The sequence below is a fragment of the Photorhabdus cinerea genome, from assembly GCF_011189575.1.
GTDB lineage: Bacteria > Pseudomonadota > Gammaproteobacteria > Enterobacterales > Enterobacteriaceae > Photorhabdus > Photorhabdus cinerea.
On record NZ_PUJW01000011.1, the window covers coordinates 97,516 to 123,461 of the forward strand.

Annotated in this window: 22 protein-coding genes, 1 tRNA gene and 2 pseudogenes; 8 read left to right on the plus strand and 17 right to left on the minus strand. The window is 44.0% G+C overall.

Annotation, left to right across the window (positions count from 1 at the left end):
• Positions 1-52 precede the first annotated feature (52 nt).
• The 11 genes from fliO to fliF all read right to left on the minus strand — a co-directional run bounded on the left by fliO (position 53) and on the right by fliF (position 9,248).
• The gene (gene fliO / locus C5469_RS12280) at positions 53-505 is read right to left on the minus strand and encodes a flagellar biosynthetic protein FliO (RefSeq protein ID WP_242689456.1); all 453 of its coding nucleotides are present in this window, start codon (positions 503-505) and stop codon (positions 53-55) included.
• Position 506: 1 nt separating this feature from the next.
• Positions 507-926, minus strand: a complete 420-nt coding sequence (gene fliN, locus C5469_RS12285; protein WP_054478126.1) for a flagellar motor switch protein FliN — start codon at positions 924-926, stop codon at positions 507-509.
• Complete coding sequence (gene fliM / locus C5469_RS12290; RefSeq protein ID WP_166306773.1) at positions 919-1,923, minus strand: flagellar motor switch protein FliM; 1,005 nt, start codon at positions 1,921-1,923, stop codon at positions 919-921. Before fliM ends, fliN begins: the two co-directional genes overlap by 8 nt.
• 5 nt (positions 1,924-1,928) lie before the next feature.
• On the minus strand, positions 1,929-2,405 hold the full coding sequence (fliL, locus tag C5469_RS12295; protein WP_166307051.1) for a flagellar basal body-associated protein FliL: 477 nt from the start codon (positions 2,403-2,405) through the stop codon (positions 1,929-1,931).
• Positions 2,406-2,474: 69 nt separating this feature from the next.
• On the minus strand, positions 2,475-2,630 hold the full coding sequence (locus C5469_RS12300) for a hypothetical protein (RefSeq protein WP_166306776.1): 156 nt from the start codon (positions 2,628-2,630) through the stop codon (positions 2,475-2,477).
• Positions 2,631-2,713: 83 nt separating this feature from the next.
• Entirely contained in the window at positions 2,714-4,006 is a 1,293-nt protein-coding gene (locus C5469_RS12305) for a flagellar hook-length control protein FliK (protein WP_166306779.1), read from the minus strand.
• Positions 4,006-4,449 (minus strand): flagellar export protein FliJ, encoded by a 444-nt coding sequence (gene fliJ / locus C5469_RS12310; RefSeq protein ID WP_166306782.1) that lies wholly within the window; start codon positions 4,447-4,449, stop codon positions 4,006-4,008. Before fliJ ends, C5469_RS12305 begins: the two co-directional genes overlap by 1 nt.
• A 42-nt stretch (positions 4,450-4,491) precedes the next feature.
• Complete coding sequence (fliI, locus tag C5469_RS12315) at positions 4,492-5,859, minus strand: flagellar protein export ATPase FliI (protein WP_166306785.1); 1,368 nt, start codon at positions 5,857-5,859, stop codon at positions 4,492-4,494.
• On the minus strand, positions 5,859-6,563 hold the full coding sequence (gene fliH, locus C5469_RS12320; protein WP_166306788.1) for a flagellar assembly protein FliH: 705 nt from the start codon (positions 6,561-6,563) through the stop codon (positions 5,859-5,861). Before fliH ends, fliI begins: the two co-directional genes overlap by 1 nt.
• Complete coding sequence (fliG, locus tag C5469_RS12325) at positions 6,556-7,548, minus strand: flagellar motor switch protein FliG (RefSeq protein WP_054478139.1); 993 nt, start codon at positions 7,546-7,548, stop codon at positions 6,556-6,558. Before fliG ends, fliH begins: the two co-directional genes overlap by 8 nt.
• Positions 7,545-9,248, minus strand: a complete 1,704-nt coding sequence (fliF, locus tag C5469_RS12330) for a flagellar basal-body MS-ring/collar protein FliF (RefSeq protein WP_166306791.1) — start codon at positions 9,246-9,248, stop codon at positions 7,545-7,547. Before fliF ends, fliG begins: the two co-directional genes overlap by 4 nt.
• A 283-nt stretch (positions 9,249-9,531) precedes the next feature.
• Here fliF and fliE point away from each other — a divergent pair, with 283 nt between their 5' ends.
• Complete coding sequence (gene fliE / locus C5469_RS12335) at positions 9,532-9,843, plus strand: flagellar hook-basal body complex protein FliE (RefSeq protein ID WP_166306794.1); 312 nt, start codon at positions 9,532-9,534, stop codon at positions 9,841-9,843.
• 703 nt (positions 9,844-10,546) lie between these two features.
• Positions 10,547-11,377, plus strand: coding sequence for a DUF2829 domain-containing protein (locus tag C5469_RS12340; protein WP_166306797.1), 831 nt, complete (start codon positions 10,547-10,549; stop codon positions 11,375-11,377).
• A gap of 330 nt (positions 11,378-11,707) precedes the next feature.
• Here C5469_RS12340 and fliT read toward each other — a convergent pair whose 3' ends face one another.
• The 3 genes from fliT to fliD are packed head-to-tail and all read right to left on the minus strand — an operon-like array spanning position 11,708 to position 13,923.
• Complete coding sequence (gene fliT / locus C5469_RS12345; protein ID WP_166306800.1) at positions 11,708-12,082, minus strand: flagella biosynthesis regulatory protein FliT; 375 nt, start codon at positions 12,080-12,082, stop codon at positions 11,708-11,710.
• Positions 12,082-12,492 carry a flagellar export chaperone FliS gene (fliS, locus tag C5469_RS12350; RefSeq protein WP_166306803.1) on the minus strand — a complete coding sequence of 137 codons (411 nt, stop codon included), beginning with the start codon at positions 12,490-12,492 and terminating at the stop codon, positions 12,082-12,084. Before fliS ends, fliT begins: the two co-directional genes overlap by 1 nt.
• 12 nt (positions 12,493-12,504) lie before the next feature.
• Entirely contained in the window at positions 12,505-13,923 is a 1,419-nt protein-coding gene (gene fliD, locus C5469_RS12355) for a flagellar filament capping protein FliD (RefSeq protein ID WP_166306806.1), read from the minus strand.
• A 274-nt stretch (positions 13,924-14,197) separates the two neighbouring features.
• Between fliD and C5469_RS24475 the strand changes: the two are divergent.
• The 4 genes and pseudogenes from C5469_RS24475 to fliZ form a co-directional block, all read left to right on the plus strand.
• Positions 14,198-14,702 (plus strand): annotated as a pseudogene (locus C5469_RS24475) (flagellin N-terminal helical domain-containing protein); the annotation flags it as partial.
• A 296-nt stretch (positions 14,703-14,998) separates the two neighbouring features.
• Positions 14,999-15,265, plus strand: a pseudogene (locus C5469_RS24480) (flagellin); the annotation flags it as partial.
• A gap of 246 nt (positions 15,266-15,511) precedes the next feature.
• Complete coding sequence (locus tag C5469_RS12365) at positions 15,512-16,234, plus strand: RNA polymerase sigma factor FliA (protein WP_036771487.1); 723 nt, start codon at positions 15,512-15,514, stop codon at positions 16,232-16,234.
• Positions 16,235-16,286: 52 nt separating this feature from the next.
• Positions 16,287-16,799, plus strand: coding sequence for a flagella biosynthesis regulatory protein FliZ (gene fliZ / locus C5469_RS12370; protein WP_054478161.1), 513 nt, complete (start codon positions 16,287-16,289; stop codon positions 16,797-16,799).
• A gap of 78 nt (positions 16,800-16,877) precedes the next feature.
• Here the strand turns inward: fliZ and putA are convergent, their stop codons facing one another.
• Positions 16,878-20,858: a trifunctional transcriptional regulator/proline dehydrogenase/L-glutamate gamma-semialdehyde dehydrogenase gene (gene putA, locus C5469_RS12375; protein ID WP_166306812.1), complete on the minus strand. Its 3,981-nt coding sequence runs from the start codon at positions 20,856-20,858 to the stop codon at positions 16,878-16,880.
• A 484-nt stretch (positions 20,859-21,342) separates the two neighbouring features.
• Between putA and putP the strand changes: the two genes are divergently transcribed.
• Positions 21,343-22,827 (plus strand): sodium/proline symporter PutP, encoded by a 1,485-nt coding sequence (putP, locus tag C5469_RS12380; protein ID WP_166306815.1) that lies wholly within the window; start codon positions 21,343-21,345, stop codon positions 22,825-22,827.
• 48 nt (positions 22,828-22,875) lie between these two features.
• On the opposite strand, the gene wrbA is transcribed toward putP, so the two are convergent.
• Entirely contained in the window at positions 22,876-23,475 is a 600-nt protein-coding gene (wrbA, locus tag C5469_RS12385; RefSeq protein ID WP_166306817.1) for an NAD(P)H:quinone oxidoreductase, read from the minus strand.
• 233 nt (positions 23,476-23,708) lie between these two features.
• Entirely contained in the window at positions 23,709-25,115 is a 1,407-nt protein-coding gene (gene cycA / locus C5469_RS12390) for a D-serine/D-alanine/glycine transporter (RefSeq protein WP_166306820.1), read from the minus strand.
• Between the two features lie 383 nt (positions 25,116-25,498).
• On the opposite strand from cycA, the gene C5469_RS12395 reads away from it, so the two are divergent.
• A tRNA-Lys gene (locus C5469_RS12395) sits at positions 25,499-25,574 on the plus strand.
• Positions 25,575-25,946: the final 372 nt, after the last annotated feature.

Genomic DNA, 25,946 nt, shown 5'->3' on the forward strand with positions numbered 1-25,946 from the left:
AATCGCCAGACGCCATGACAACGCAAATTTATGGTTAGTCATAAAGAAAGAATTACTTTTTTTCATCATCCTTGCCCTGGCGCATCAGCGTATTTTTTAAAATCTGACCAAACAGTGCTGGTTTTACGGATTGTTTTTCAGTGTTGTTGCGGCTGGATTCAGGTATTGGCATTTGATGTAACAAATTAATTTGCTGGGCAGTCACACCCAATATCAGCCAGTCATTTTCGACTTCCACAATAACGACACGTTCACGTTGCCCAAGAGAGCAACTGGCTTTGATACTCAATTGTTGCTGAGTTTTTCCTTTGCCGGGAATTAGCCCCATACGGCGTATTAACCAGGTAATGGTGAAAATCAACAGCAAAACTCCCGCCAGCGCACTGCTGACTTGCATCAGTGTTTGACCAGCGGGAAGTGGAGAGGAGGTTGCTACCTGAGTAACAGCTTGAGTTTGCGCGACAGGTTCTGTCGCGCCATTATGCAGAGAAGGCTGGAAAGCCATGTTAGCGACTCAGGCGACGCATACGTTCAGAAGGTGTAATGATATCGGTGATACGGATACCGTATTTATCCGATACAACCACCACTTCACCCTGAGCAATCAGGTATCCGTTGATTAAAATATCCAACGGTTCTCCAGCAAGACCATCAAGAGAAACAACTGAGCCTTGAGATAATCTTAGCAGTTGTTTAATCGTCATTTTTGTCCGGCCCAGTTCTACGGATAATTTGACCGGAATATCTAAAATCAGGTCAATATCCGATAAGTGAGCCAGTGCATCCTGAGGCTCCAGAGATTCAAAAATCGCCGCGTTACTGTCAGAGGTTTGTTGTTGTGCGGCCTGTTGTTCCAGAGCTTCTGCCCACATATCTTCGGCAGATCCGGTTGCAGCGGTATCTGTGGGTTGCTTAGCATCACTCATTGGGCTGTTCCTCATCCAGAGCATTTAAAACAGGGTTAATAAGATGTTCGACACGCAGGGCGTATTGCCCGTTTAATGTTCCGTATTGGCTGGTGAGCACAGGCACACCGTCAACGTGAACGATCAGGCGTTCGGGTTTATCAATAGGCAATATATCGCCCGGCTGAAGTTGCAGGATTTTTGACAACCTCAACGGGATATCTGCAAAGTTAGCGACCAGTTCCAGTTCTGAGTGCTGAACCTGTTTTACCAGGCTTTCCCGCCATAGACTGTCTTCCTGCCGGACATTTTCCAGCGGTGGGTTGGTTAGGCGTTCCCGTAATGGTTCGATCATGGCAAATGGAATACAGATGTTAAATTCACCGCTCAGCGCCCCGATTTCCACCTGAAACGGTGTTGTAACAACAATATCGTTCGGCGATGTGGTGATGTTGGTGAATTTCACCTGCATTTCAGAGCGCACATATTCCACTTCAATTTTGAAAATGGAATCCCACGCATCACGATAGGAATCCAACGCCATCCGTAGCATCCGGTTAATCACCCGTTGTTCGGTATGCGTGAACTCACGACCTTCTACTTTGGTCGGGAAACGCCCATCACCACCGAACAGGTTATCTACGGCGATGTAAACCAGACTTGGCGCAAATGCAAATAACGCTGTTCCTCGCAATGGTTTCAGATGAACCAGATTAAGGTTGGTCGGTACCGCCAGATTACGGGCAAATTCATGATAAGGCTGAATTTTTATTGCACCGACCGTAATGTCCGGACTCCGGCGGAGCATGTTAAACAACCCCATCCTGAAATGACGGGCAAAGCGTTCATTAATAATTTCCAGTGCTTGCAGGCGTTCTCGGACAACGCGGCGTTGTGTATTAGGATCATAAGGACGAACCTCATTTTCCCCGGACGCAGTATTTTCCGTATCGTCACTGGCACTGTCGCCATTGAGCAGAGCATCAATCTCTGCCTGTGAAAGAATATTGTCACTCATGCTGATTATCGCAGAATAAACGTGGTGAACAGTACATCGGTGATAACCTGATCCGGCTCACCGGGTACCAATGTTGGGCTAAGTGTTTGCTTGATATCGGTCATCAAACGCAGTTTGCCGTTGTCATGAGCCAGCTCTGCTGATTTCTGGCGTGATAGTAGTAACAACATACGGCTACGAATTTCCGGTAGATACTCGTGGAAGCGCTGGCGGGTTTTTTCATCGGCTAAACGTAAAGTCACACCGATATAGAGCACACGGTCAAAGTGATCTTCGTTGTCGATCAGATTAACGGTAAAAGGCTCCAGAGCCATAAATACAGGGACTGCTATGGTTTTTGATGCCACAGAGTCACTCTCTCCTGCCTGTTTTAGTGCCCACCAACTGTATCCCCCGATGGCGGCACCGATAACGGCAATCAGTACTAACAGTATCATCCAAAATGGATTTTTGCGTTTACGCTCGTAGCTATAGTCAGACATGGACAGACAAATTCCTGTTTTCGTTGCGGACAAGTGTCCACTCATTCCGTGGCGGACTTGCTTAATCCATCAATATCGGTAGTAATTATCCCGCGTATTTTCGCTGGCAATAGCCGGAACAAACGGGGAAAAAACCACTAACTCGTTCGTTTGTTGTGAACCTTGTTGATAACCTTCATCTTTCAAGTTGCTACTTTGTTGGCTGCTTTCACTTACCCCAGTCACATCGTTATCTATGCTCTTGGGGAGGCGTTCACTTGCCGCCGCGCTGCAAATTGAAATCTATTGGGTATAAATACTTTCCACCATCAGGCGAAAATATCCACACCTCCCCGGACGGATGCCAGTTGATGAGGTGTTAAATTTATGGTGGATTCTGTAGCAGAAAGGGTTTCTGGTGAGGTGTTAGCGTTATGGCCTCTGCCGTTGCCGGAATTTTGTGAACCAGATCGTTGTCCTTGTTGCCACGGGTTGGAGCTGTCACTGCTGACACTGCTTTGAGTCAGTTGAATACCACTTTCTGCTAAAGCATGACGAAGGCCAGGTAATGCCGCTTCCAGAGCAGCTCGGACATGGCTGTGAGCCGATGCCAGATGTAATTGGGCCTGATTATCTTCGACAGACATACGGATTTGTAATGCGCCCAGTTCTTGTGGATGCAAGCGTAGTTCTGCCTGTTGCAGGCCGTTGCGGTTAAACAATATGATTTGCTGGTTTAATTGTTGCTGCCACTCTTCACTACCCAACTGAGCATTCAGCAAAGGTGTTGAAGCACTGGATAATTGAAACTGGGCTGTCTGATTATGCCCTGCGGAGAGCAGGGGAGAGGTTGTTACAGAGGAGATTTGCCCGGTTTGTTGATTTTCAGTGGTGGTCGGCGCGGGTTGGATCTCAGCTTGAGCGATGGTCTGAATCAGTACGGATTCACGTGGATGATTTTGCGTTGTACTTTCAGGTTGAATTCCGTGCTGAATAGTTGCCGGGGTAAGCTTGGGTTTTACTGGCGAATGTTGCACCAGTCCGTTTTCAGGTTTGATTTTAAAAAGCACTTCCGCTTTTTCTTCTTCCTGTTTTAGCTGTTCTGGAATCGCTGTCAGAGGATTTTCCTCAGTCGATAAGCCCGTAACGACTAATTCTTTAGCAGTAATTTGACGGTTTTTATCATTATGCTTGATAAGCCCGTCGGGCTGGAGGAGGCTACTTTTCTGGTTTTCTGAGCTGATAGCTAACCCGGATAATTGCACGGGTAAACTTGCCGCCAATTCTTCTGCTGACATGAGTTTTTCATCAGCAAGAACCGGTTGTTTGTTTACTTCTGCTTTCACATCAAGGGGAGTCAGTGAGGAGTTAATAGATTCCGCTGGCATTTCAGGGGAGATAGATAACAAGGGTAATAAACTGCTATTGGTATCATCCGTGATCTCTTTTCCTTCTTTAGATGATACTTTTCCCGGTTTGACCATACCTTTCTGTGCCGGTTCGGTCTCCAGATTAAGAAATTGAGCAAAAGCCGAAGGTTGCTCGGAGTCAGTGAGTGAATCACTGCACATTTGCTGGTTTTCTGCCGGTTTCAGGTCAGCAGGCAAAAGAGTGATATTCATTATTTATTTCTCCATTGTGCACTACGTTGGGCATACTCATCCATTTGTTTTTGTTCCGTTCGGTTCTGATGTAATCTTCGGTTGTTATCTGCCCGTTGTTGCAAAGTATCAAAGGCATTGAGACGCTGTTGTTTTTCTCTCCACTGTGATAACGCCGTATCAAGCCGCTGTTGCCATTGATTAAGCTGCAATTTGTGCTGTTCAATCGCCTTTTCCAGCGTCTTCATGAATTGCTGATAGTTTTGCCAGGTTGTGCACGGCATACCGCTACTTAGCGTGTCGTTCAGGCGTATCCGGTACTCATCTTGATAACCTATCAATGTTGCAAGTTGTTGCTCCATTTGCTGATGGTTCTGACGAACCTGTGCAAGGTGAGTGGCCGCTTTTTCCACTGCATTTTGTGCAAGTTCACGCAAGGTCATGAGAGGTGATTGTTGCTGCATCTTATTCCTCGCTTTAATGGCAACAGACGGAAAATTGTTACGTTACATGGGCAACAACTGTTGTAGTTGAGTACAGGCAGCTTCATATTCGCTACGCTCTTCAATATCCTGTTGTAGAAATTGTGCCATGTAGGGATAAAGTTCAATTGCTTTGTCCAGGAGCGAATCACTGCCCGCTGCATAGGCGCCAACATTAATTAAGTCACGGTTACGCTGATAACTTGCGAGCAGTTGTTTGAATTGCTGTACCTGTCGGTAATGGTGTTTATCAATTAATGACGTCATGGCGCGGCTGATAGAGGCTTCAATATCAATTGCTGGGTAGTGCCCTGATTCTGCGAGCGAACGGGAAAGCACAATGTGGCCATCCAGAATGGCCCTGGCAGCATCGGCTATTGGGTCTTGCTGATCATCACCTTCGGTCAGTACGGTGTAAAACGCGGTAATCGAGCCACCGCCGTTAACACCATTCCCGGCACGTTCCACCAGCGCTGGAAGTTTGGCGAAAACTGAAGGGGGATAACCTTTGGTTGCCGGTGGCTCACCAATTGCTAATGCAATTTCACGTTGCGCCATACTGTAGCGGGTCAATGAATCCATAATCAGCAATACATGCTTACCCCGGTCTCGAAAATCTTCAGCGATACGGGTAGCGTAGGATGCGCCTTGCATACGCAACAATGGTGAGATATCGGCAGGTGCGGCGACAACTACTGAGCGAGCTAAGCCTGCCGCGCCAAGGATGTTTTCAATGAAGTCTTTAACTTCGCGGCCACGTTCACCGATCAAGCCAACGACAATCACATCTGCCTGTGTATAACGTGCCATCATGCCAAGCAGAACACTTTTACCCACGCCAGAACCGGCAAACAGGCCCATACGTTGCCCGCGTCCTACCGTGAGGAGGGCATTGATCGCCCGTACGCCGACATCCAATACTTCGCTGATCGGCGTGCGTTGCAGCGGGTTAATTGGCGGTGTGGTCAGTGGTGCGCGATAGCCGGTATCCGGTGAAGGGAAACCATCCAGTGGGCGGCCAGCACCATCTAACACCCGTCCCAGCAGTTCCGGGCCAAGCGGTAACTGGCGTCCACTACTGCAATCTTCGCCGCTGTATGGACGGGCATAAACACGGGCGCCGGGTACAATACCTTCCAGATCTTCAAGAGGCATCAATAAAAGCTTGTCGCCGTTAAAACCAACGACTTCACTTTCAACTTCTTCAATATTGCCGCCATTTTGCCGCTCAATCAGACATGTCGCTCCCAGAGGCAGATGTAAGCCTGTTGCCTCCATGACCAGCCCTGTTGCTCTGGTCAGACGCCCATAACGACGAACCGGCGAAGTTTTCTCTAGCTTTTTCTCAAAGGCATCCAGCGTTGCTAACCAACGTCCGAGTCTTGCCGTCATTACAATTCTCCCGGTGCAGCCAACCGGCATAATTCATGCCAGCGTGTCGCTAGGCTGGCATCCAAATCGCCTTCATCGGCACTGATTTTGCAACCACCAGGGTGAAGTTTGTTATCTGCCAGTAAACGCCAACCGTGTAGTGAAAGCGTGTTTCCCAGTTGTTTCTCAACCATTGGAATATCTTGTGGATGAACCCGAAGTTGCGGTTTACCGCTGAACATCGGTTCCTGTTGGATAAATTCACGGATCTGATTGAGCAGGGCAGTACCATCACAAATCGCCGGTTGTCCTAAGATCTGTTTTGCGGCGGTCAGTGATAGCTGCATCAAACGAGATGCAATAATGGTATCGAGACCTTCAAGTGAATGCTGGAAATCCGCCAGCATATTTTGCCACTGTTCTGTAATGGGTTGTTGCTGCTGGTTTGCATCTTGCAATCCCTGTTCCAGACCGGCTTCTAAGCCGGCCTGATAACCTTTTTCATAGCCTTGAGCCTGACCTTCGACAAATCCTTGTTCATGGCCTGCTTGTCGCGCTTGTTCTTTCAGGTTGTCCAGCATCGCCGCTTGCTGAAGGATTTCATCACGCTCAGCGGTTTCCTGTGGGTCGTCAGTGGGCTCTGGTTTAGCTCGCAGTTTCTCCCATTGTGTGAGTTCATTGGGTTTCCATGGCTGCCAGCCGGCATTGTTCAACTTATCAGACATAGCTATCGTCGCCGCCATTCAGGATAATCTCACCGCTTTCTGCCAGACGACGAACAATAAGCAGAATGGCTTTCTGTTCGCTTTCCACTTGAGACATGCGTACCGGACCACGGTTTGCCAGGTCGTCACGCATAATCTCTGCGGCACGCTGAGACATATTGTTGAGGAAGTGGTCGCGTAGTTGCTGGTTGCAGCCTTTCAGTGCAATGAGCAGGGAGTCGGTAGAGATTTCCTGCAACAGGCGCTGGATACTGCGGTCATCCACATCAATGAGATTTTCGAACAGGAACATTTCATCAATGATTTTTTGTGCCAGTTCATTATCGTAGGCGCGCATTGCTTCGATAACATTCTCTTCCTGCTGACTTTTCATCAGGTTGATGATTTCAGCCGCGGTACGAATACCGCCCATTTTGCTGCGCTTAAGATTTTGACCATCTAACAGGTTATTAAGTACTTCTGTCAGTTCGGCCAACGCAGCCGGTTGGACTCCGCCGAAAGTGGCAATACGCAACATGATGTCATTACGCAATTTGTCATCAAACAGCGCGAGAATATCGGCGGCCTGTCCGCGGTTTAAGTGAACCAGAATGGTGGCGATGATCTGTGGATGCTCTTCACGGATCATATCGGCTGCCATTTGTGGTTCCATAAAGTTAAGGGTCTCAATACCGGTGGTAGTTTCACGAGATTCGAGAATATCCTCAAGCAGGCTGGAGGCACGTTCTTCACCCAGCGCTTTAATCAGCACCGAACGCAGATAATCACTGGCATTAATACTCAGTGCCGCATATTGGCCGGCATCTTCTTCAAATTCTGCCAATACATCGACCAATTGCTGGTTGGAAACCTGGCGCATACCCGCCATTGTGATACTAAGTTGCTGAACTTCCCTGGAATTCAGGTGTTTAAACACCTCAGCCGCCTGATCTTCTCCCAGGGTCATTAACATGACGGCGCTTTTTTCTGTTCCGTTTAGGCTCATTGTTCGTTACTCATCCATTGACGGATCACCAGCGCTACAACGCGAGGATCTTTTTCTGCCAGTTCGCGGATACGTTGGCTTTGAATTTCAGCACTGACTCGTTGACGTGTCAGTCTCTGGCGGGTTCTTTCATCCATTTCTACATTGGATTCAGTAGATTGTCTTTTCTGAACTTTTTGTGCTTCAATCGCAGCTTTTTCTGCGGCACGTTTTTTGGCGAGTTGAGGAACAACCATTTTGCGCCACAGCAGCCATGCCACCAGAATCAATAACAGATAGCGACCCAAATCAAAGGCTTTTTCCAGCAGAATAGGGTTCTGCCATACCGGAATAACCTCGATATTTTCTTTGCTTTCAGTAAATGGCGTGTTAACCACATTTAAACTGTCACCACGTTCTTTGGAGAAGCCCATAGCTTCTCTGGTCAGCGCTTCTATTTTCGCTAGTTGTTCTGGTGTCAGCGCCTGCGTCTCTGGGCCATTTTTGCCATCGACAGTGACATAATTGACGACAACCGCGACAGACAAGCGTTCAACACCGCCTGCTTGTTGTTGTACATGACGAATAGTCCGGTCCACTTCATAGTTTGTGGTTTCGTCACGGCGGTTATTGCGATTACTGTTCACCATGCGCTCGTTACTGTTACCGGCGGATGATGATTTCTTATCGCTCTTGTCGTTTTTGTTGTTATCTTTGGTATTGGGCTTGTCAATCGGCGCGCTCGGTGGCGGGCTTGGTTGATTAGAAAGCGCACCGGGAACACCGCCAACCAGAGGGCTACCACTCTGCTCACTTTCACTTAACTGTTTTGAGCGAACAGCTGCCTGATTAGGCGGTTGATTAGGTTTGTATTCTTCTGCGGTTTCTTCACGGCGTGAAAAGTCCACCTGTGCTGTCACTTGGGCGTGAACGTTACTACGACCGACAACCGGGGTCAGAATAGCCTCAATACGGTGCTGGAAACGGTTTTCCACTTCCTGAATGTATTTTAATTGACTGGTATTGAGGTCGCGCCCGGTAGCGTCGGCTTGTGTCAAGAGACGTCCGGTCTGATCAACGATGGTGACATTGCTTGGCGGAAGCCCGGCGACACTGCTGGAGACCATATGGACAATGGCATTTATCTGGCCTTCATCTAGTGTACGACCTTGCAGCAATCCAACGGTAACGGATGCGGAAGGGGATTTTTGTTCACGAACAAACAGAGAAGGTTTGGGTAGCGCAAGATGAACACGGGCATTTTGCACAGGCCCTAAGGATTCAATTGTCCGTGACAATTCACCTTCCAATGCTCTTTGGTAGTTAACTTGTTCACTGAACTGGCTGATACCGAACTTTTCTTTATCGAGTAGTTCGAATCCGGCAGCTCCACCTTTAGGTAATCCTTGTTGTGCCAGCCTTAGCCGCGTCTCATGCACCTGTTCGGTAGGGATCATGATAGCAGAGCCATTTTCGGCAAAACGGTAAGGGATATTTAACTGGGTTAGTTGTGTGACAATATCGCCACCGTCTTTATCGCTTAGATTACTGTAAAGCACCCGATAATCGGGGCTGCGTAACCACAGGAAAAGGGCAATGACAATAGCGACGGCTGCACTGCCTGCAACCAATAATGGCACTTTAGGATCAGCTTTTATCCGATTAATAATCGTATTGAAACCATTAGTTTGATTTTCAACGTCGGTTGTTGCGGCACTCATAGACGATCCTTGCCTTGCTGTTCAACATGAATACTAAAAGCGTGGCGTAACAAAACAGACTCCCCATACGCAAACGAAAAAATTCTTCCTATTTCCAGTCTTGTCATTATTCGCTGTTCACTCATTTTTTAATGGCACAATAAGCCCTGACTTTTTACGTTAATTACCCGTTTTAGATTGAGGGGGCTATGTTAGGGTGGCAGCGTGAAAATATGCCTATAAACCTTCGGTTAATATGGCATTGAATTGTGTAAGGTATAGGGTGGTTTAACACGAGGTTTTTATGTCAATTCAGGCAATTGAAGGCGTGCTGCAACAGATGCAGGCTCAGGCATTACAGGCGGCAAGCATTGCAAAACCAATGCCATTGCAGGGGGGATTTGCCAGTCAACTGACGGCTGCTGTTGGTAAAATTAATCAGACACGTTTGCATGCCACGAAACAAACTCAGGATTTTACTCTGGGTGTACCGGGTGTAGAACTGAATGATGTGATGGTGGATATGCAAAAATCCAGTATCGCTTTGCAAATGGGCGTTCAGGTAAGAAATAAGCTGGTGGCTTCTTATCAGGAGATTATGAATATGCAGGTGTAGGTATATTAATTTATTGATATATATAGTTATAAACCTTTTGTATTATCGACAATGGCTGTGTTGACCTGCTTCGAGAATACGCGCATTTCGCATATGACACGTCCCGATTCCGCAGGAATAATTGTAGTTTCACCCTTGTAGGTAATAAGACAGATCGCGAGTGTCGTGGATAAGTTCTGCGGCGCTGCAAACAGGACATTCCATCGGTTTTATTTCTGGTCTTTTGTGTTGAAAGGCAATCCATAGCTCATACTGAGATTGCATTTCTGTTCACATTTCAGTGCTACCCATTTTGTTATTCCTCAGTGGTAATCTTGATCGTTGACGAGAATGACATCTTCACTTTCAAATCTAAATATTTGTTGTAGTTAGCGATTTAATTTAATTAAATGTTGTAGAAGAAAGTCAAGATAATATCTTAATGGTCCTTTTTAGGAAAGTAGTAAAATTCATTGTCAATAAAATATTTAAGGTGTCACGGTTTAGAATAATAACTTTCAACTCTAATGTCTGAGATTAACTTTAACTTATTGATAAGTATCAAAAAACGATAAAGAGAATGAGCGGTATATCCTGTTATAATTGAATCTTAGTTTTATGTCGGTTGCATTAATAAATAAAAATTTACTGAATGTTTAATAATAGATTAAAAGTTAAATCATGTGGTTTAATTTTTAATTATTTATAGATATAAGGAAATAATATGTCTGAAGTTATGAAACCTGAAAATGAATGTCCGTTTGATCCTAAGCAATATGAATGTCATAGTGTTGTCGCTCCGGTTGGTTCTTTTTCTTGGGCTCTGATTCAATTAAAGCTACGCAAACTTGTCGCTCGTTCTGTTTGGAGTGATAAAAAGATGTATTTGGCTATTACCCCTCGTGTGAATGATTTAACAGTAGAAGAGGGCAGTGCTTACGCTGTTGATGGTGTTGCCGTTGGCACTAAATATGATTATTTGACGCATATTGATCTATGCAATGAGCACGGTAACTTTGTACCGTGGCAACCAACGCAAGAAGATATGATGGCTTGTGACTGGAGTTTTTTTGAAGATAAGGTAAAGCTTGAACCAGAGTCAGATGATATGTTGGTTTTCGATCTTAAATCAGAGTTTGATGAAAAAGTTGGGTATTATGGATATCTGAGTGAAAATAAAATAAGTGACTCTAATGCCGCTCCCATAGGAACTTTAACTATTACCCAAAATAAGACAGATATTAAAAATATTTTAATATTCCATACTGTTGAAAATCCGGGTTATATTCATTTTTCTGTATCCTTTGATGAAGTTAATTCTCAAAAGGTGAAAGAATTATTTAAGAAAAATCTTTATGTCAAAGTTGACAATATAACCTATAATCTTGGAACAAGCCCAGAATGGAGTGCAGATATAACAAATTCCACATCCGGTGTTTTATATAACAATGACCCGCCCAATAATCCACACAGAGTGGATGCTGAAAAACTAGGCAAAATTTTAAAGCAAATAGGTGAAACTAAGCGCTTTTATTTAATTTGGAGTGGTGAATAAGGATAAATAATTCAAATCTACACTCTAAGTTCAAGGCTGCACCCTGGTGCGGCTTTTTTCGTATCTACTGTCACAAGTTAAATCTAATTTACATTTTTTCTGATGAGAGGTTATTTTTCTTCGTGGGTATTGCGAAGATTATGAGGAAAATGGTATTTATCCTTAATAAACACAAGAGAAAGTTAAAATTTTCACGTTCAATAGACTCAATTTAATCACCAAGATTTCTTATCTGTTCCTTATAATCTGAACTGAAATCAATACATCCTAAACCCAGCTCATAAAACGAGTAAATAATGGTGATGAGAGTACATCACCTTTATTTCTCAATTATTTTTGTTCCGTAGAGCTCATAAGAGTATGGTAGGGTTCAACAGGGAATTGGCCGTAGCTATCATTTAATAATTGCTGTTGGCTTGCTTGTTTGATGAGTTTACTTAATTCATCAAGTCTTTTCTGTAGTAGTTTTTTAATCTCATTTTCATTATCTAAAATTATCTGCAAAATGTTGGCCATTTTTTGCTGTAACGAAAGAGAAGTCGTCGATGATATTGAAGAGTTGCTGATCACTTCTACTGCTTTGAGGTAGGTGATTTCCATATCAACAAGTTCATCCCATTTTTCATTTTTAGCTAAATTAAGCATTTGCTCACTTAAACTTAGGATCTGTTGGTAAGCTGACAAAAGATCCATTTTATTATCCATTAAACAATATCCTGACTGGCGTTGTAATGAGGGCCAATTTGCCGCCAAGCGTCTGAAATCTCGGTGAGTAACTTTATTACTTCGGTAATGGCTGGCTCATCATTGCGTAAATTAGCGTAGAGTAAACGTTGGGTCATATAGTCGTAAAGGGAAGAAAGATTGTGTGCCAGCTCTCCGCCTTTCTCGTTATCTAACCCCTGTTTAAGGCCATTATCAATGATATTGATCGCTTTGGAAATAGCTGCACCTTTTTCCGCGATATTACCTTGTTCCATCAGAATAATTGCCCGACGCAGGGCGCTAAGCGCCCCGTTGAACAAAATCTGAATCAACTGATAGGGGGAGGCATTCATAATTTCGCTCTCCATATCTATCTGGGCATATAATTGACTTGCCGAACGTTGATACATAATTTCCTTTAATTATCTCATTTGCTGTAATTGTGATAGGAAGCTACCGGTTTTTCCCAAGGAAGAGACCATTTTATCCAGTTGTGAAAATTGGCGTTTATAACGTTCAATTGTTTCGTTAATATTCTCTTTCGTCCTGTCTACTTGTTTCTCAAGGTTTTTTAGACGCTTGTTAATGCCATCAGTCGCGGTAACTAAGGTACCTTGGCTATCCAGAGCATCTTTTAATAGCTTATGTGTCTGAGTGGCAAAACCCGTTTTTTTACCGTCACCCATAAAGAACGCTTTCACATTAGCCGGCTTTTCTTTTAGATTTTTTTCCAGCTTTTCGTTATCAATTTCCAGCTTACCGTCAGGCTTTTGTTTAATGCCCAGCTTATTCAGGGTTGGAATATCATTAGCCGCCTGAGAGCTGAAAATCTGGCCTCTTAGCTGGTTCTGTATTCCGCGTAATGTGCTGTCACCTAATAAAGCGCCATTATCTTTCGACGGTTCTTCACCCTGTTTTACGGGCTTAAATTTGGTCAGTGAATCAAATGTCGTTTGTAATTCATTATAAGCATCAACCCAGTTTTTAATCGCCTCTTTCATCGGTTCAATATCACGGGATATGACTAAAATTTCTGGCTTATGTTCCCCTAGTTTATCTTTATCCTCGGTCGTTTTTTTCAGATCCAGCTTAACGCCTTCGGGGGCATCGGTAATATGGTTTGTTTGACGCTCAATTTCGATGTTGTTGACGGTCAATTTCGCATTTTTCGCTTCAACTGTTTGAGTGAGTTTACTCTTTGTACCCGGATAGTTTAGAAACTCGATAAGTTTGTTATCACCTTCAACAGTGATGGTCATCACCGATTCAGTGCCCGCTTTTTTGGCCGTCAGCACTAAATAGTTTTCGCCGTCTTTGGCTTTAATAATACTGGCGTTGACATTACCTTCCTGCTTATTAATGGCATCACGGATCTCAATAATGGATGTTTGTCCGTCTGTCAGCTCGATTTTCATCGGCTTTTTTTCACCAGGCTGAGTAATAGTGATTGTCCGGGTTTTACCTTCGCCCAAAGTTTCACCCAGATACTCTTTGATATTACTGACTTCTTCTGTCTGTAATGATTGTGCCTGTGCCAATTGTTTAACTTCAATACTGTAGTTACCTGGGCTGGCTTTAGAATCCGTACTGGCAACGAATGCATCATGTTTTTCGCTGGCAGTGGTTGTATTAAGTTTATCGAACTTTTTCAGTGACTCAGATGCGGTTTCCAGTTTTTCTAAACTGCCTTTTAATGTACCAAAAGCGGTTAGCTTACCTTTATAACTGGTTTGTTGCTGTGTCAGCGGTACTAAACGTTTTTGTTCTGCTGCCTGAAGTTTATCCAATATAGAGCCCAGATCCATCCCCGACCCGGCGCCTAATGAAGAAATGCTAGCCATTTATTGACTCCTTTATTAGTAAAGCTTTATTGAACCGGTTATCGGTAAGTTTTTGGAAAAGTTTACTAATAAAAATAATTTTTTGATGGTAGGAATAGTCGTGAAGAACCGACGCTGTTTGGCTTATCAGGGCAACGTGATAAAAAAGAAAAAGTTTTTTCAAGAAAAATTAAAGGTTCTTTGAGGAACGCCGATAAAACTGTTGGCGGTGATGAACACCGTGGGTAAACCCCAAACTTATATATCGACTTGATTTTAAAAAGGAACTCTAACTATGGCACAAGTCATCAACACCAACAGCCTGTCCCTGCTGACTCAGAATAACCTGAATAGATCCCAGGGTGCTTTGGGTAACGCTATCGAGCGTCTGTCTTCTGGTCTGCGTATCAATAGCGCGAAGGATGACGCGGCTGGTCAAGCGATCGCTAACCGTTTCACTTCAAATGTTAGAGGTTTGACTCAGGCAGCACGTAACGCTAATGACGGTATCTCTATTGCACAGACGACCGAAGGTGCTCTGAACGAAATTAACACCAACTTACAACGTATTCGTGAACTGGCTGTTCAGGCGAAAAACGAAACTAACTCTGATAGTGATACCAAATCTATCCAGGAAGAAGTTACTGAGCGTTTAAAGGAAATTGATCGTATTTCTGAACAAACTCAGTTCAACGGTGTTCGTGTTCTAAGTGAAAATAACGAAATGACCATTCAGGTTGGTGCTAACGATAACGAAGTTATCAAAATTAATCTGGAAAAAATTGACAGTGAGGTTCTGAAACTGGATAAATTCACTGTTTCTAAGGAAGTCCCACACGGTACAGAAATAAAAGAGGTCGGTGCTGCTGGTGCTAAGAAAGGACTTGATTTTACTGACGCTTCTGTTACTGGTAAAAATCTATCTGGTCATAAAGTCTATGCAGCGCTTGATGATAAAGGCGCTGTGAAGCCTAATGAATATGTATTAGAAGGTAAAGATGATTCAGGTAATACAAAGTATTATAAAGCTGAAGTCAACGCTACTACTGGTAAAGTCACTGCAAAGGATGAAATCAAACCAGAAACATCAAAAGATCCTCTGGAAACTTTGGACAGCGCTTTGGCACAAGTTGACAGCCTGCGCAGCTCTCTGGGTGCTATCCAGAACCGTCTGGAATCTACCGTTAACAACCTGAACAACACCGTTAACAACCTAAGTTCTGCTCGTAGCCGTATCGAAGATGCTGACTACGCAACCGAAGTATCTAACATGAGCCGTGGTCAAATCCTGCAACAGGCTGGTACTGCGGTTCTGGCTCAGGCTAACCAAGTTCCTCAGACTGTATTGTCTCTGCTGCGCTAATCGTTCCGTTAGGGCAATATGTGAACCTGATTCACGTAAAAATCCAAATAAATCAAGGATCGGCTCGCCGGTCCTTCTTTTTTAGTCGTTTATCGTGAACAGCCTAAAATTTGTGTTATTATTAGGCGGACAATAAATTTCGCATAGGTGAAAAAGAAGTGCTTTTACTACATTGTTCAAACGATTGCCCTTGTTAGGGGATTGGATAATGGTAGTTAGTCTCTTATTCCAAAGGTGTCTGTTGTTGTGAGCGATTTGTATACCGCCGAAGGCGTGATGGACAAAAACAGCCTCTGGAAGCGCTATGTACCATTAGTTCGCCATGAAGCGTTAAGGCTACAAGTTAGGTTACCTGCGTGTGTGGAGCTGGATGATTTGCTTCAGGCCGGGGGAATCGGCTTACTAAATGCGGTGGAACGTTTTGATTCCTTACAGGGAACCGCGTTTACCACTTATGCGGTACAACGTATCAGAGGTGCAATGTTGGATGAGTTAAGGAGCCGTGATTGGGCTCCGCGTAGCGTGCGACGTAATGCGCGCGAAGTGACGCAAACCATCCGTAAACTTGAGCAAGACTTAGGCCGTCCAGCCAGTGAGCAGGAAGTTGCTAAAGAATTAAAGATTGATCTGGTAGAATATCGGCAGATACTGTTAGATACGAATAACAGTCAGTTGTTTTCTTATGACGAATGGCATGAAATGCATGGTGAAAGCTGTGAACCTGTCATTGAAGAAGGGCATGAAACTAATCCCTTACAACAATTGTTGGAAAGTGATGTTCGTCAACGGGTAATTGATGCCATTGATTCGTTACCCGAGCGAGAAAAAATGGTTCTGACGCTGTATTATCAGGAAGAACTTAATCTGAAAGAGATTGGCGCAGTACTTGAAGTCGGGGAGTCCCGCATAAGTCAGTTACACAGTCAGGCGATTAAACGTCTGCGGGCTCGCTTAAATCCGGAAAAGTAACTTTTTGCTTATTTGTTTTTTGTTTAAGACTACACACAGGGCTTTATCTCTTATGTCTGTTACAACACAAAAGAAACGGCCGCTTAGCCGTTACATTAAAGACTACAAACATAGTCAAACTCATTGCTTGCATTGTCACAAAGCTCTTGATCGCATCTCTTTGGTTTTTAATGGCCAAGTGATCAATAAAGAGTCGATCTCTGAGATGACGGAGTTGATTGATGATAAAACTTGGGATGAGTTGCAAGATAAATTTGTCGCATTATGCCGTTTTTGCAGTGAGATTTATTGCAACAGCGAGACAGATTATTTTGACATCATGTCTTTCAAACAATACTTGTTTGAACAAACTGAAATGAGCCACAGTACTATTCGTGAGTATGTGGTTCGCTTACGACGTTTGGATGAATTGCTCACTTCAAGCAATTACCCTGTAAAAGAGTTCACAACAGAGAAAATCCAGGAAAAACTGAGTGAGAAACTATCACAGTCGGCATTCAGTAACTACAACATTGCCTTGCGTAAGTATGAGCAGTATTTGAGTTGGCAGCAGGGCGGTCACTAAGCTGGAAATATAACAGTAAAGAGATCACCAATTTCAGGGGAACACATTTTCGATGTGTTCCCCTAATTATTTTAGGAATTACCCGATAGTCATCAAGCTGGCATTGCCCCCTGCAGCGGCAGTGTTAATGCTCAGCGAATGTTCATGTAGCAGACGTTCTAACAATAGGTTAGTTTCTCCGCGGGCAAAACCTTGTACGGAGATGATGGGTCCTTTACGTTGAGCGATTTGTTCGCAGACTTGACGGAGTTGATCAGAGTCGCCGTGGTAAATGACAGCGTCGAATGCCGTGTCTTCACTCTGCCAGTCCTGAACCAGATTGATTGCTTTACGGACGTTATTCGGCAATTGACGGAATAGTTGCTGGTGCATTTCATCATTTTGCCAGAGTAATTGACAGCCAACAGACAATGTTGCTGCCAGTTGGATCAAGGTATCTTGCTGATTATCCGCCAGACACAATACCTGACCACGAGGTAACAGGGTGTAAGTATTGCGTTCACCGGTAGGCCCAGGTAACAGGCGAGTTGTGCCACCTTGTGCGAGTAGTTTGTACTGTTGAACCAGTTGATTCAGCTCTTTGTTGTGCTGATTGGTAGCCCATTCCGTCAATGCATCAAATGGAGCCATAAGTATCGAACGAGCATTGGCATCCAGTGGATATTCAGCATCTTGACGTTCCAGCGTTTGATTAATTGCATTCTGAGGGCGGCAAGAGAGTAAACGATATAAATAGAGCGGACCACCCGCTTTCGGGCCTGTACCGGATAAGCCTTCACCACCAAACGGTTGTACACCAACAACAGCACCTACCATATTGCGGTTAACATATAGGTTACCTACTTTCGCTTTCGCTGTAACCTGTGCAATCGTTTCATCAATACGAGTATGTACACCTAGTGTCAGGCCATAGTTAGAATCGTTAATCTGAGCCAGCAATTTCTCCAGTTCACTACGTTTAAAACGGACAACATGTAGAACGGGGCCGAAGATCTCTTTTTTCAGTTCATCAAAGCTTTCTAGTTCAATTAGCGTTGGTTTAACAAAGGTGCCTTGTTCCCACTCTTTACTGTCAACCGTATTGCTGTATGCTGCTTGGTAAATCGTGCGCCCTTTGGTGCGCATTGCCTGAATATGGCGATCGATACCGGCTTTGGCATCAGCATCAATGACTGGTCCGATATCGGTAGAAAGACGTTCAGGATTACCCATCAGGCATTCAGACATTGCCCCTTTCAGCATAGTAATAGTTCGTTCTGCCACATCTTCCTGAATACAAAGGATGCGTAAGGCAGAGCAACGTTGACCTGCACTGTCAAAAGCAGAGGCGACGACATCAGTAACAACTTGTTCTGTGAGAGCAGAAGAGTCAACAATCATTGCATTCAGGCCACCGGTCTCGGCAATGAGAGGTGTTGGTCGTCCTTGCGCATCAAGTCGTCCGGCAATATTGCGTTGTAACAGACCAGCAACTTCAGTGGAGCCAGTAAACATCACACCGCGTACCCTTTCATCACCAACCAGAAGAGAACCAACGGTTTCACCTCGGCCAGGTAATAATTGCAATACGCCATGGGGAATACCTGCTTGATGTAGTATTTTGACTGCAAGTGCTGCAATTAATGGGGTCTGTTCCGCAGGTTTTGCTAAGACACTGTTTCCGGCAGCCAGTGCAGCAGCTATCTGTCCAGTGAAAATAGCCAATGGGAAGTTCCATGGACTGATACATACAACAGGTCCCAGTGGACGGTGGGTATCATTAGCGAAATCATGGCGAACTTGCCCAGCATAATAATGGAGGAAATCGACGGCTTCGCGTACTTCCGCAATCGCATTATTAAAGGTTTTGCCTGCTTCTCGAGCCAGAATACCCAACAGCGATTGCATCTGGTTTTCCATCAATTCAGCAGCACGAATCAGAATTGCTGCTCGTTCTGATGGTGGAGTCGCAAACCAGATTGCTCCAGCCTCTGTTGCGACATCCAGAGCATGACCAACTTCCTGCTCGGTTGTTTCACGAACATGACCAACGATATCCAGAGGCTCAGCCGGATTAATGACCGGTTTAGCTACGGGTAACTCACCTTGATGGTAATAATTACCGCCCAGTAATGGTTCGCTATACCGTTCTTCGGTAGCAGAACTGAGTAAGGCACTGGAAAGAGAAGCTAAACGATGCTCGTTGGAAAGATCCAAACCCGCTGAGTTTGCGCGATCTTTGCCATATAAGTTTTGAGGCAGAGAGATTTTCGGATGTGGAAGACCGATTTGGCCTTCGGTTTCAGCCAGCTTCTGAACTTTTTTCACTGGATCAGCAACCAGTTCATCCAGTGGTAGTGTGGTATCGGCGATACGGTTGACGAAGGAAGTGTTAGCACCATTTTCCAGCAGACGACGGACGAGATAGGCCAGCAGCGTTTCATGAGTGCCTACTGGCGCATAAATGCGACATGGGCGGTTTAATTTGCCATTAACGATTTTCCCGACCACTTGTTCGTATAGTGGTTCTCCCATGCCATGTAAGCACTGGAACTCATATTGACCAGGGTAATAGTTTTGGCCGGCCATATGATAAACAGCAGATAAAGTATGAGCATTGTGGGTAGCGAACTGGGGGTAAATCAGATTTGGCACTGACAATAGTTTGCGGGCACAAGCCAGATAAGAAACATCGGTATAAACTTTACGGGTGTAAACTGGATAGCCTTCCAGTCCATCTATTTGAGCACGCTTAATTTCGCTATCCCAATAAGCGCCTTTTACCAGTCTCACCATCAGGCGGCGACGGCTGCGCTGTGCCAAATCAATTATCGCGTCAATAACAAATGGGCAGCGTTTCTGATAAGCCTGAATAACGAAACCAATGCCATTCCAGCCAGCCAGTTGTGGCTCAAAGCAGAGTTTTTCCAGCAAATCGAGAGAGATTTCCAGACGATCCGCTTCTTCTGCATCAATATTGATACCAATATCATATTGACGTGCTTGTAATGTCAGTGAAAGCAGACGTGGATACAGTTCGTCCATTACTCGCTCATATTGAGCACGGCTATAACGCGGATGTAGAGCAGAAAGCTTAATGGAAATCCCAGGACCTTCATAAATACCGCGGCCATTAGATGCCTTACCGATAGCATGAATCGCCTGTTGGTAGGAAACCATATAATCCTGAGCATCTTTCTCAGTTAAAGCGGCTTCACCCAGCATGTCATAGGAATAGCGGAATCCTTTTTCTTCCAATTTACGTGCACTTGCCAGCGCTTGAGCAATAGTTTCACCTGTCACAAACTGTTCACCCATCAGGCGCATTGCCATATCTACGCCTTTACGGACTAATGGTTCACCACTTTTACTGATAATACGATTCAGTGAATTAGAAAGTTTAGCTTCGTTATGGGTAGAAACCAGTTTTCCGGTAAATAGCAGCCCCCATGTTGCTGCATTGACAAACATAGATGAACTTTGGCCCAAATGAGAATGCCAGTTGCCATTACTGATTTTATCGCGGATCAGCGCGTCACGGGTGGCTTTGTCAGGAATACGAAGCAGGGCTTCCGCAAGACACATCAGGGCAACACCTTCCTGAGATGAAAGTGAAAATTCCTGCAACAGCCCTTGAACTAAACCTGAGCGTCCAACGCTGTTTTTCTGGTTACGCAATTTTTCTGCAATGCTGTAAGCCAGCTTATGCGTTGCTTGTGCCTGATCTTCCGGTAATTGCGCCTGTTGCAGCAGCATTGGAACTGCCTGTGTTTCTGGCAGACGATAGGCCGCAGTGATTGCAGAACGTTTTACTGATTGAGGCAGGATATGCTCGGCGAAGTCGAGGAAAGGTTGATGAGAGGAATCTACTATTGCAGTTTCTTCTCCAGTTATTTTCTCTGCAAGATCTTGGCTGGCAGATAACTCAGTAATCTGCTCGTCATTTTCAAGACGTTCAAGGTAATTAAAAATAGCTTGTTTAATCAGCCAGTGTGGAGTGCGGTCAATCCGTTGTGCCGCAGCTTTAATGCGATCACGAGTTGCCTCATCAAGCTTCACGCCCATTGTTGTACTACCCATCCTCGCTCCTTTAATAGGTAAGGTTTATCTAATTTGCATGATAATATCTGATATGTTGCAACTTTGTGCAACCTTATGCAAATTGCTTGTTTTGTTTTTGTGAAATTAATCCATTTATTATAATTAGACGGGTATATTTGTTATTGTGACTTTATCTAATTGATATATATTGGCTTATCATTTTATGGCTAACACTGGGGTGGAATCGTGAAATGGTTAAAAAGCATAACCTTTAAATCAAATAAATGTGATTCAGCAAACGTTTCTTGTAAAAAATGGCGTTAATTAGTTGTTAAATTACCTGGTGCTAATCTAGGATTCATTGTAACTTTTTAATTGGTTACAAAAAAAATTATTTCAATTTAGAATTATAAATCATCTTTAGGTGCAATCAGGTACAACGTTCCTGAACCTGACAGGGAAAACTCTGTGTGCCCAGGAGAACTGCGGCTTTGCAAACACAGATAAACTATGGAGAACCTGCATGACAGTAAATACACCAATGCTAATCACCTTTATTGTCTATATTACTGGGATGTTGTTGATAGGCTTTTTAGCTTATCGCTCGACCAAAAATTTTGATGATTATATCTTGGGGGGAAGGCGATTAGGTAGCGTGGTAACGGCTTTGTCTGCCGGTGCTTCGGATATGAGTGGTTGGCTATTGATGGGCTTACCTGGCGTTGTTTATTTCGCTGGTATTTCAGAAAGCTGGATAGCCATTGGTCTTTCTTTAGGTGCTTACCTTAACTGGAAATTAGTTGCTGGCAGGCTACGGATTCAGACAGAAGTCAATAACAATGCCTTGACATTGCCGGACTATTTCACCAGTCGTTTTGAAGATAGCAGCAAGATTCTGCGCATTATTTCTGCACTTGTTATTTTGATTTTCTTCACCATCTATTGTGCTTCTGGCGCTGTTGCCGGAGGTTTGTTATTTGAAAGCACTTTTGGTATCAGTTATCAAAAAGCCATGTGGCTTGGTGCAGCAGCAACGATTGCTTACACTTTTCTTGGTGGCTTCCTGGCGGTGAGTTGGACAGATACGGTCCAGGCTTCGTTAATGATTTTCGCGCTTATCTTGACCCCGGTTATTGTTATTTTCTCTGTCGGTGGCATTGATATTTCTCTTGCTCTGATAGAAGCAAAAAGCCCAGCGTATCTGGATATGTTTAAGGGGTTGAACTTTATTGCCATTATCTCGTTGTTAGGTTGGGGATTAGGTTATTTTGGTCAGCCACATATCCTGGCGCGTTTTATGGCGGCGGATTCCCATCACACTATCCGTAAGGCTCGTCGTATCAGTATGACTTGGATGGTGTTATGTCTGGCAGGAACTATTGCGGTTGGTTTCTTCGGTATTGCTTATTTTGAAATGCGTCCTGACCTGTCTGGCCCGGTAGCTGCCAATCGTGAGCGTATCTTTATGGAATTGGCGGTTATTCTGTTTAATCCGTGGATAGCAGGTATTTTATTATCAGCTATTCTGGCGGCGGTCATGAGTACTTTGAGCTGTCAGCTGTTGGTGTGCGCCAGTGCATTGACAGAAGATCTTTATAAGCCCTTTATCCGTAAATCCGCTAGCCAGAAGGAGTTGGTGTGGGTGGGGCGTTTAATGGTGCTGCTGGTGGCAGTCATCGCGATGGTGATAGCAACTAACCCTGAAAATAAAGTATTGGCTCTGGTTAGTAATGCATGGGCTGGATTCGGTGCTGCGTTTGGTCCGGTTGTACTGATTTCTGTTATTTGGAAACGTATGACACGTAATGGCGCATTAGCAGGGATGTTGGTAGGAGCAGGCACGGTATTAGTGTGGATGAAGTGCCAGTGGTTTGCGCTGTATGAAATTATTCCTGGCTTTATCTTTGCTTCTATTGCAATTGTGATTGTGAGTCTGTTGGGCAAGGCGCCGAGCAGAGCAGCACAACAGCGTTTTATTGATGCTGAGGCGCAATACAAAGCTAAGTGAATAGAAATAGGTAAAAAAGTGTGAAGGCGAAATGCCTTCACACCCTAATTAGTTTTTCAGTTTTTTAGTGATCTTAGCGACATGTTCCCCCTGATAACGGGCGATTTTCAATTCGTTTTCATTGGGGAAGCGTGAACCATCACCGCCAGCGAAAGTACTGGCCCCATAAGGGGTTCCCCCTTGCGACTGTGAAATATCCCCGATTTCAGGAATACCATAACCAATCGGTACGATAATAAAGCCGTGGTGGGCAAGTGTTGTCCAGGTTGAAGTAATGGTCATTTCCTGACCACCGCCAACCCCTGTGGAAGTGAATACGCTGGCGACTTTGCCGTGGAGTTTACCTTCGGCCCACAAGCTGCCTGTCTGGTCTAAAAAGTTCCTCATCTGGCCGGCCATATTACCAAAGCGGGTTGGGGTGCCGATGATAATTGCATCATAATCAACCAGCTCCTGTATGGATGCAACCGGAGCAGATTGATCTGTTTTACCACCTGCTTTGGTAAATGCTTCTGGTGGGATAGTTTCTGGTACGCGTTTAATGGTGACTTCTACGTCAGTGACTTTTTTTGCGCCTTCTGCAACTGCGGATGCCAGCGTTTCAATATGCCCATACATGGAATAATAAAGTACAAGAATTTTAGTCATATTACTTTCTCCAACAGGGTTAAAAAGTGGCTGCGAAGTTTACAATAACGGCAGCCTGTCATTTTAATTCATCAATATTATTGATGTAACAAGGTGAAATTACCTTATTTTGTAAGAAAGATTTTCTTAGTCGGCAGAATAAGTGTAGTGGTAATTTAGTAAATCGCAGCAATAAAAAAGACCTGTGGAGTATTATTCCAACAGGTCATATAGGTATTAAAAACTTGAATAAGTTAGCTGTACAAACGTGTTCTACGTTTTTTTACAATTTGAAAACCAATAATTAAAACCAGAAACCAAACAGGTGTGATGATTAATGCCTGGCGAGTATCATCCCGTAAAGTGAGTAATATCAGAACAAATGCAAAAAATGCCAGACAGACCCACGACATCATAATACCCAGTGGCATTTTATAGATTGAAGCTTTATGTAATGCAGGGCGACGTTTCCGGTAAACCAGATATGAACATAGGATCATACTCCAGATAAACATGAACAGAATGGCTGAAACGGTGGTTACCAGGGTAAATACATGCATAACATCAGGAATTAAATAAATCAGCACGACACCACAGGATAAACATAAACAGGTAAAAATTAACCCTGATGCAGGCACCGAACGGCGTGAAAGGCGGCTGAATTGCTGTGGTGCATCACCTTCTTTTGCTAGCCCAAATAGCATACGGCTGGTGGAGAAAACCCCGCTATTTGCTGAAGATGCGGCAGAAGTCAATACCACAAAGTTCACGATACTTGCAGCAGCAGGTAAACCAATCAGAACAAACAGCTCAACAAAAGGACTTTTGTCTGCAATGATTGAACGCCATGGGGTGACTGACATAATAATCATGAGTGCCAGCACATAGAAGGTGATAATACGAATTGGAATGGCGTTAATTGCTCTGGGAAGCGATTTCACTGGGTCCTTAGTTTCTGCGGCAGCAGTACCTACTAACTCAATTCCCACGAAAGCGAATATGGCTATTTGGAATCCGGCAAAAAATCCACTTAATCCTGTGGGAAAGAATCCTCCGTCATTCCATATATTTGCCAGTGAAGCAGTATGGCCGGCTGGAGATTGAAAATGCATACCGATCAGAACAGCGCCTGTCACAATTAAAGCGATAATGGCAACGATTTTTATCATAGCGAACCAGAATTCCATTTCTCCGAATAATTTTACGGTTGCTAGATTGAGCGCCAGTAACAATGAAACACAGAGTAGGGAAGTGGCCCATTGTGGAAAATCGGGTTGCCAATAACTGATATATGAGGTAATGGCTACCACATCGGCGATACCGGTAATAACCCAGCAGAACCAATAAGTCCAACCAACAAAAAAACCTGCCCAAGGACCCAGTAAATCTGCGGAGAAATCACTGAATGATTTATATTGCAGGTTTGAGAGCAATAATTCGCCCATTGCGCGCATCACGAAGAACAACATGAAACCGATAATCATATAAACGAATATAATCGATGGCCCGGCAAGGGAGATTGTTTTCCCTGATCCCATAAACAGCCCCGTGCCAATAGCACCCCCGATAGCAATAAGTTGTATATGTCGGTTGCTCAGATTGCGTTGTAACTGCGTTTCCCCGGTTTTAGCGGAAAGTGAAGTGGGTATATTTTCTGCCATAATATATAGTATCCAATATTTTCATTTTCTTAGGTAAATTGTAACGGCTCTTTAAGTGGCCTTATATTGACGGTGTTTGCGAAAAATATTGTGACACAAATTACTATAATAATGACAGCTTGATTTCATTTTAAAAACAAATTGGTTACAAATTAACTCATTAGTACCCTTAAAATTGAATATGAATTATTCGTTTAGAAAAAAATAGCTATACCCAATGGATTTCAAGAAGGATCGCGACGGCAAGGGAGCGAATCCCCGGGAGCATAGATAACTCTGTGACCGGGGTGAGTGAGTGTAGCCAACAAAGAGGCAACTTGAAAGATAACGGGTATAAAATAATATTGACGATAGCTGTGTATGGGATAATAATTGTTCATATTGGGTTGTTAGCTCAGTCGGCAGAGCAGTTGACTCTTAATCAATTGGTCCGGGGTTCGATCCCCCGACAACCCACCAGTTGAATCCAGGATACCTAAGAGTGGTATTTAAGAGCATTAATAGAGATTATATATAGATTTGTCATTATAAGGTAAATCTTGTCTGTTACATTTATATCGTAAGTATCTAAGAATTAAGCCCAATTCTCTTATTTGGTAGAATGGATGTCTCCATAATGATGATGACATCAGACAGACAGCATCGAAAGTAAAATAGATAAACAGCATAAATGCAGCAAAGATCCAGTAATATAAGGCTTTATTTCTGGTTTCATAGTTCAGAATATCAAGTAATTCTTTCGTGGTGTTTTTGCAGTGAATGGTTTTTACAGCAAGCACTATTTAACACCCTGAAAAATAATAAAAAGCCCTCAAATAATGAGAGCTAAAC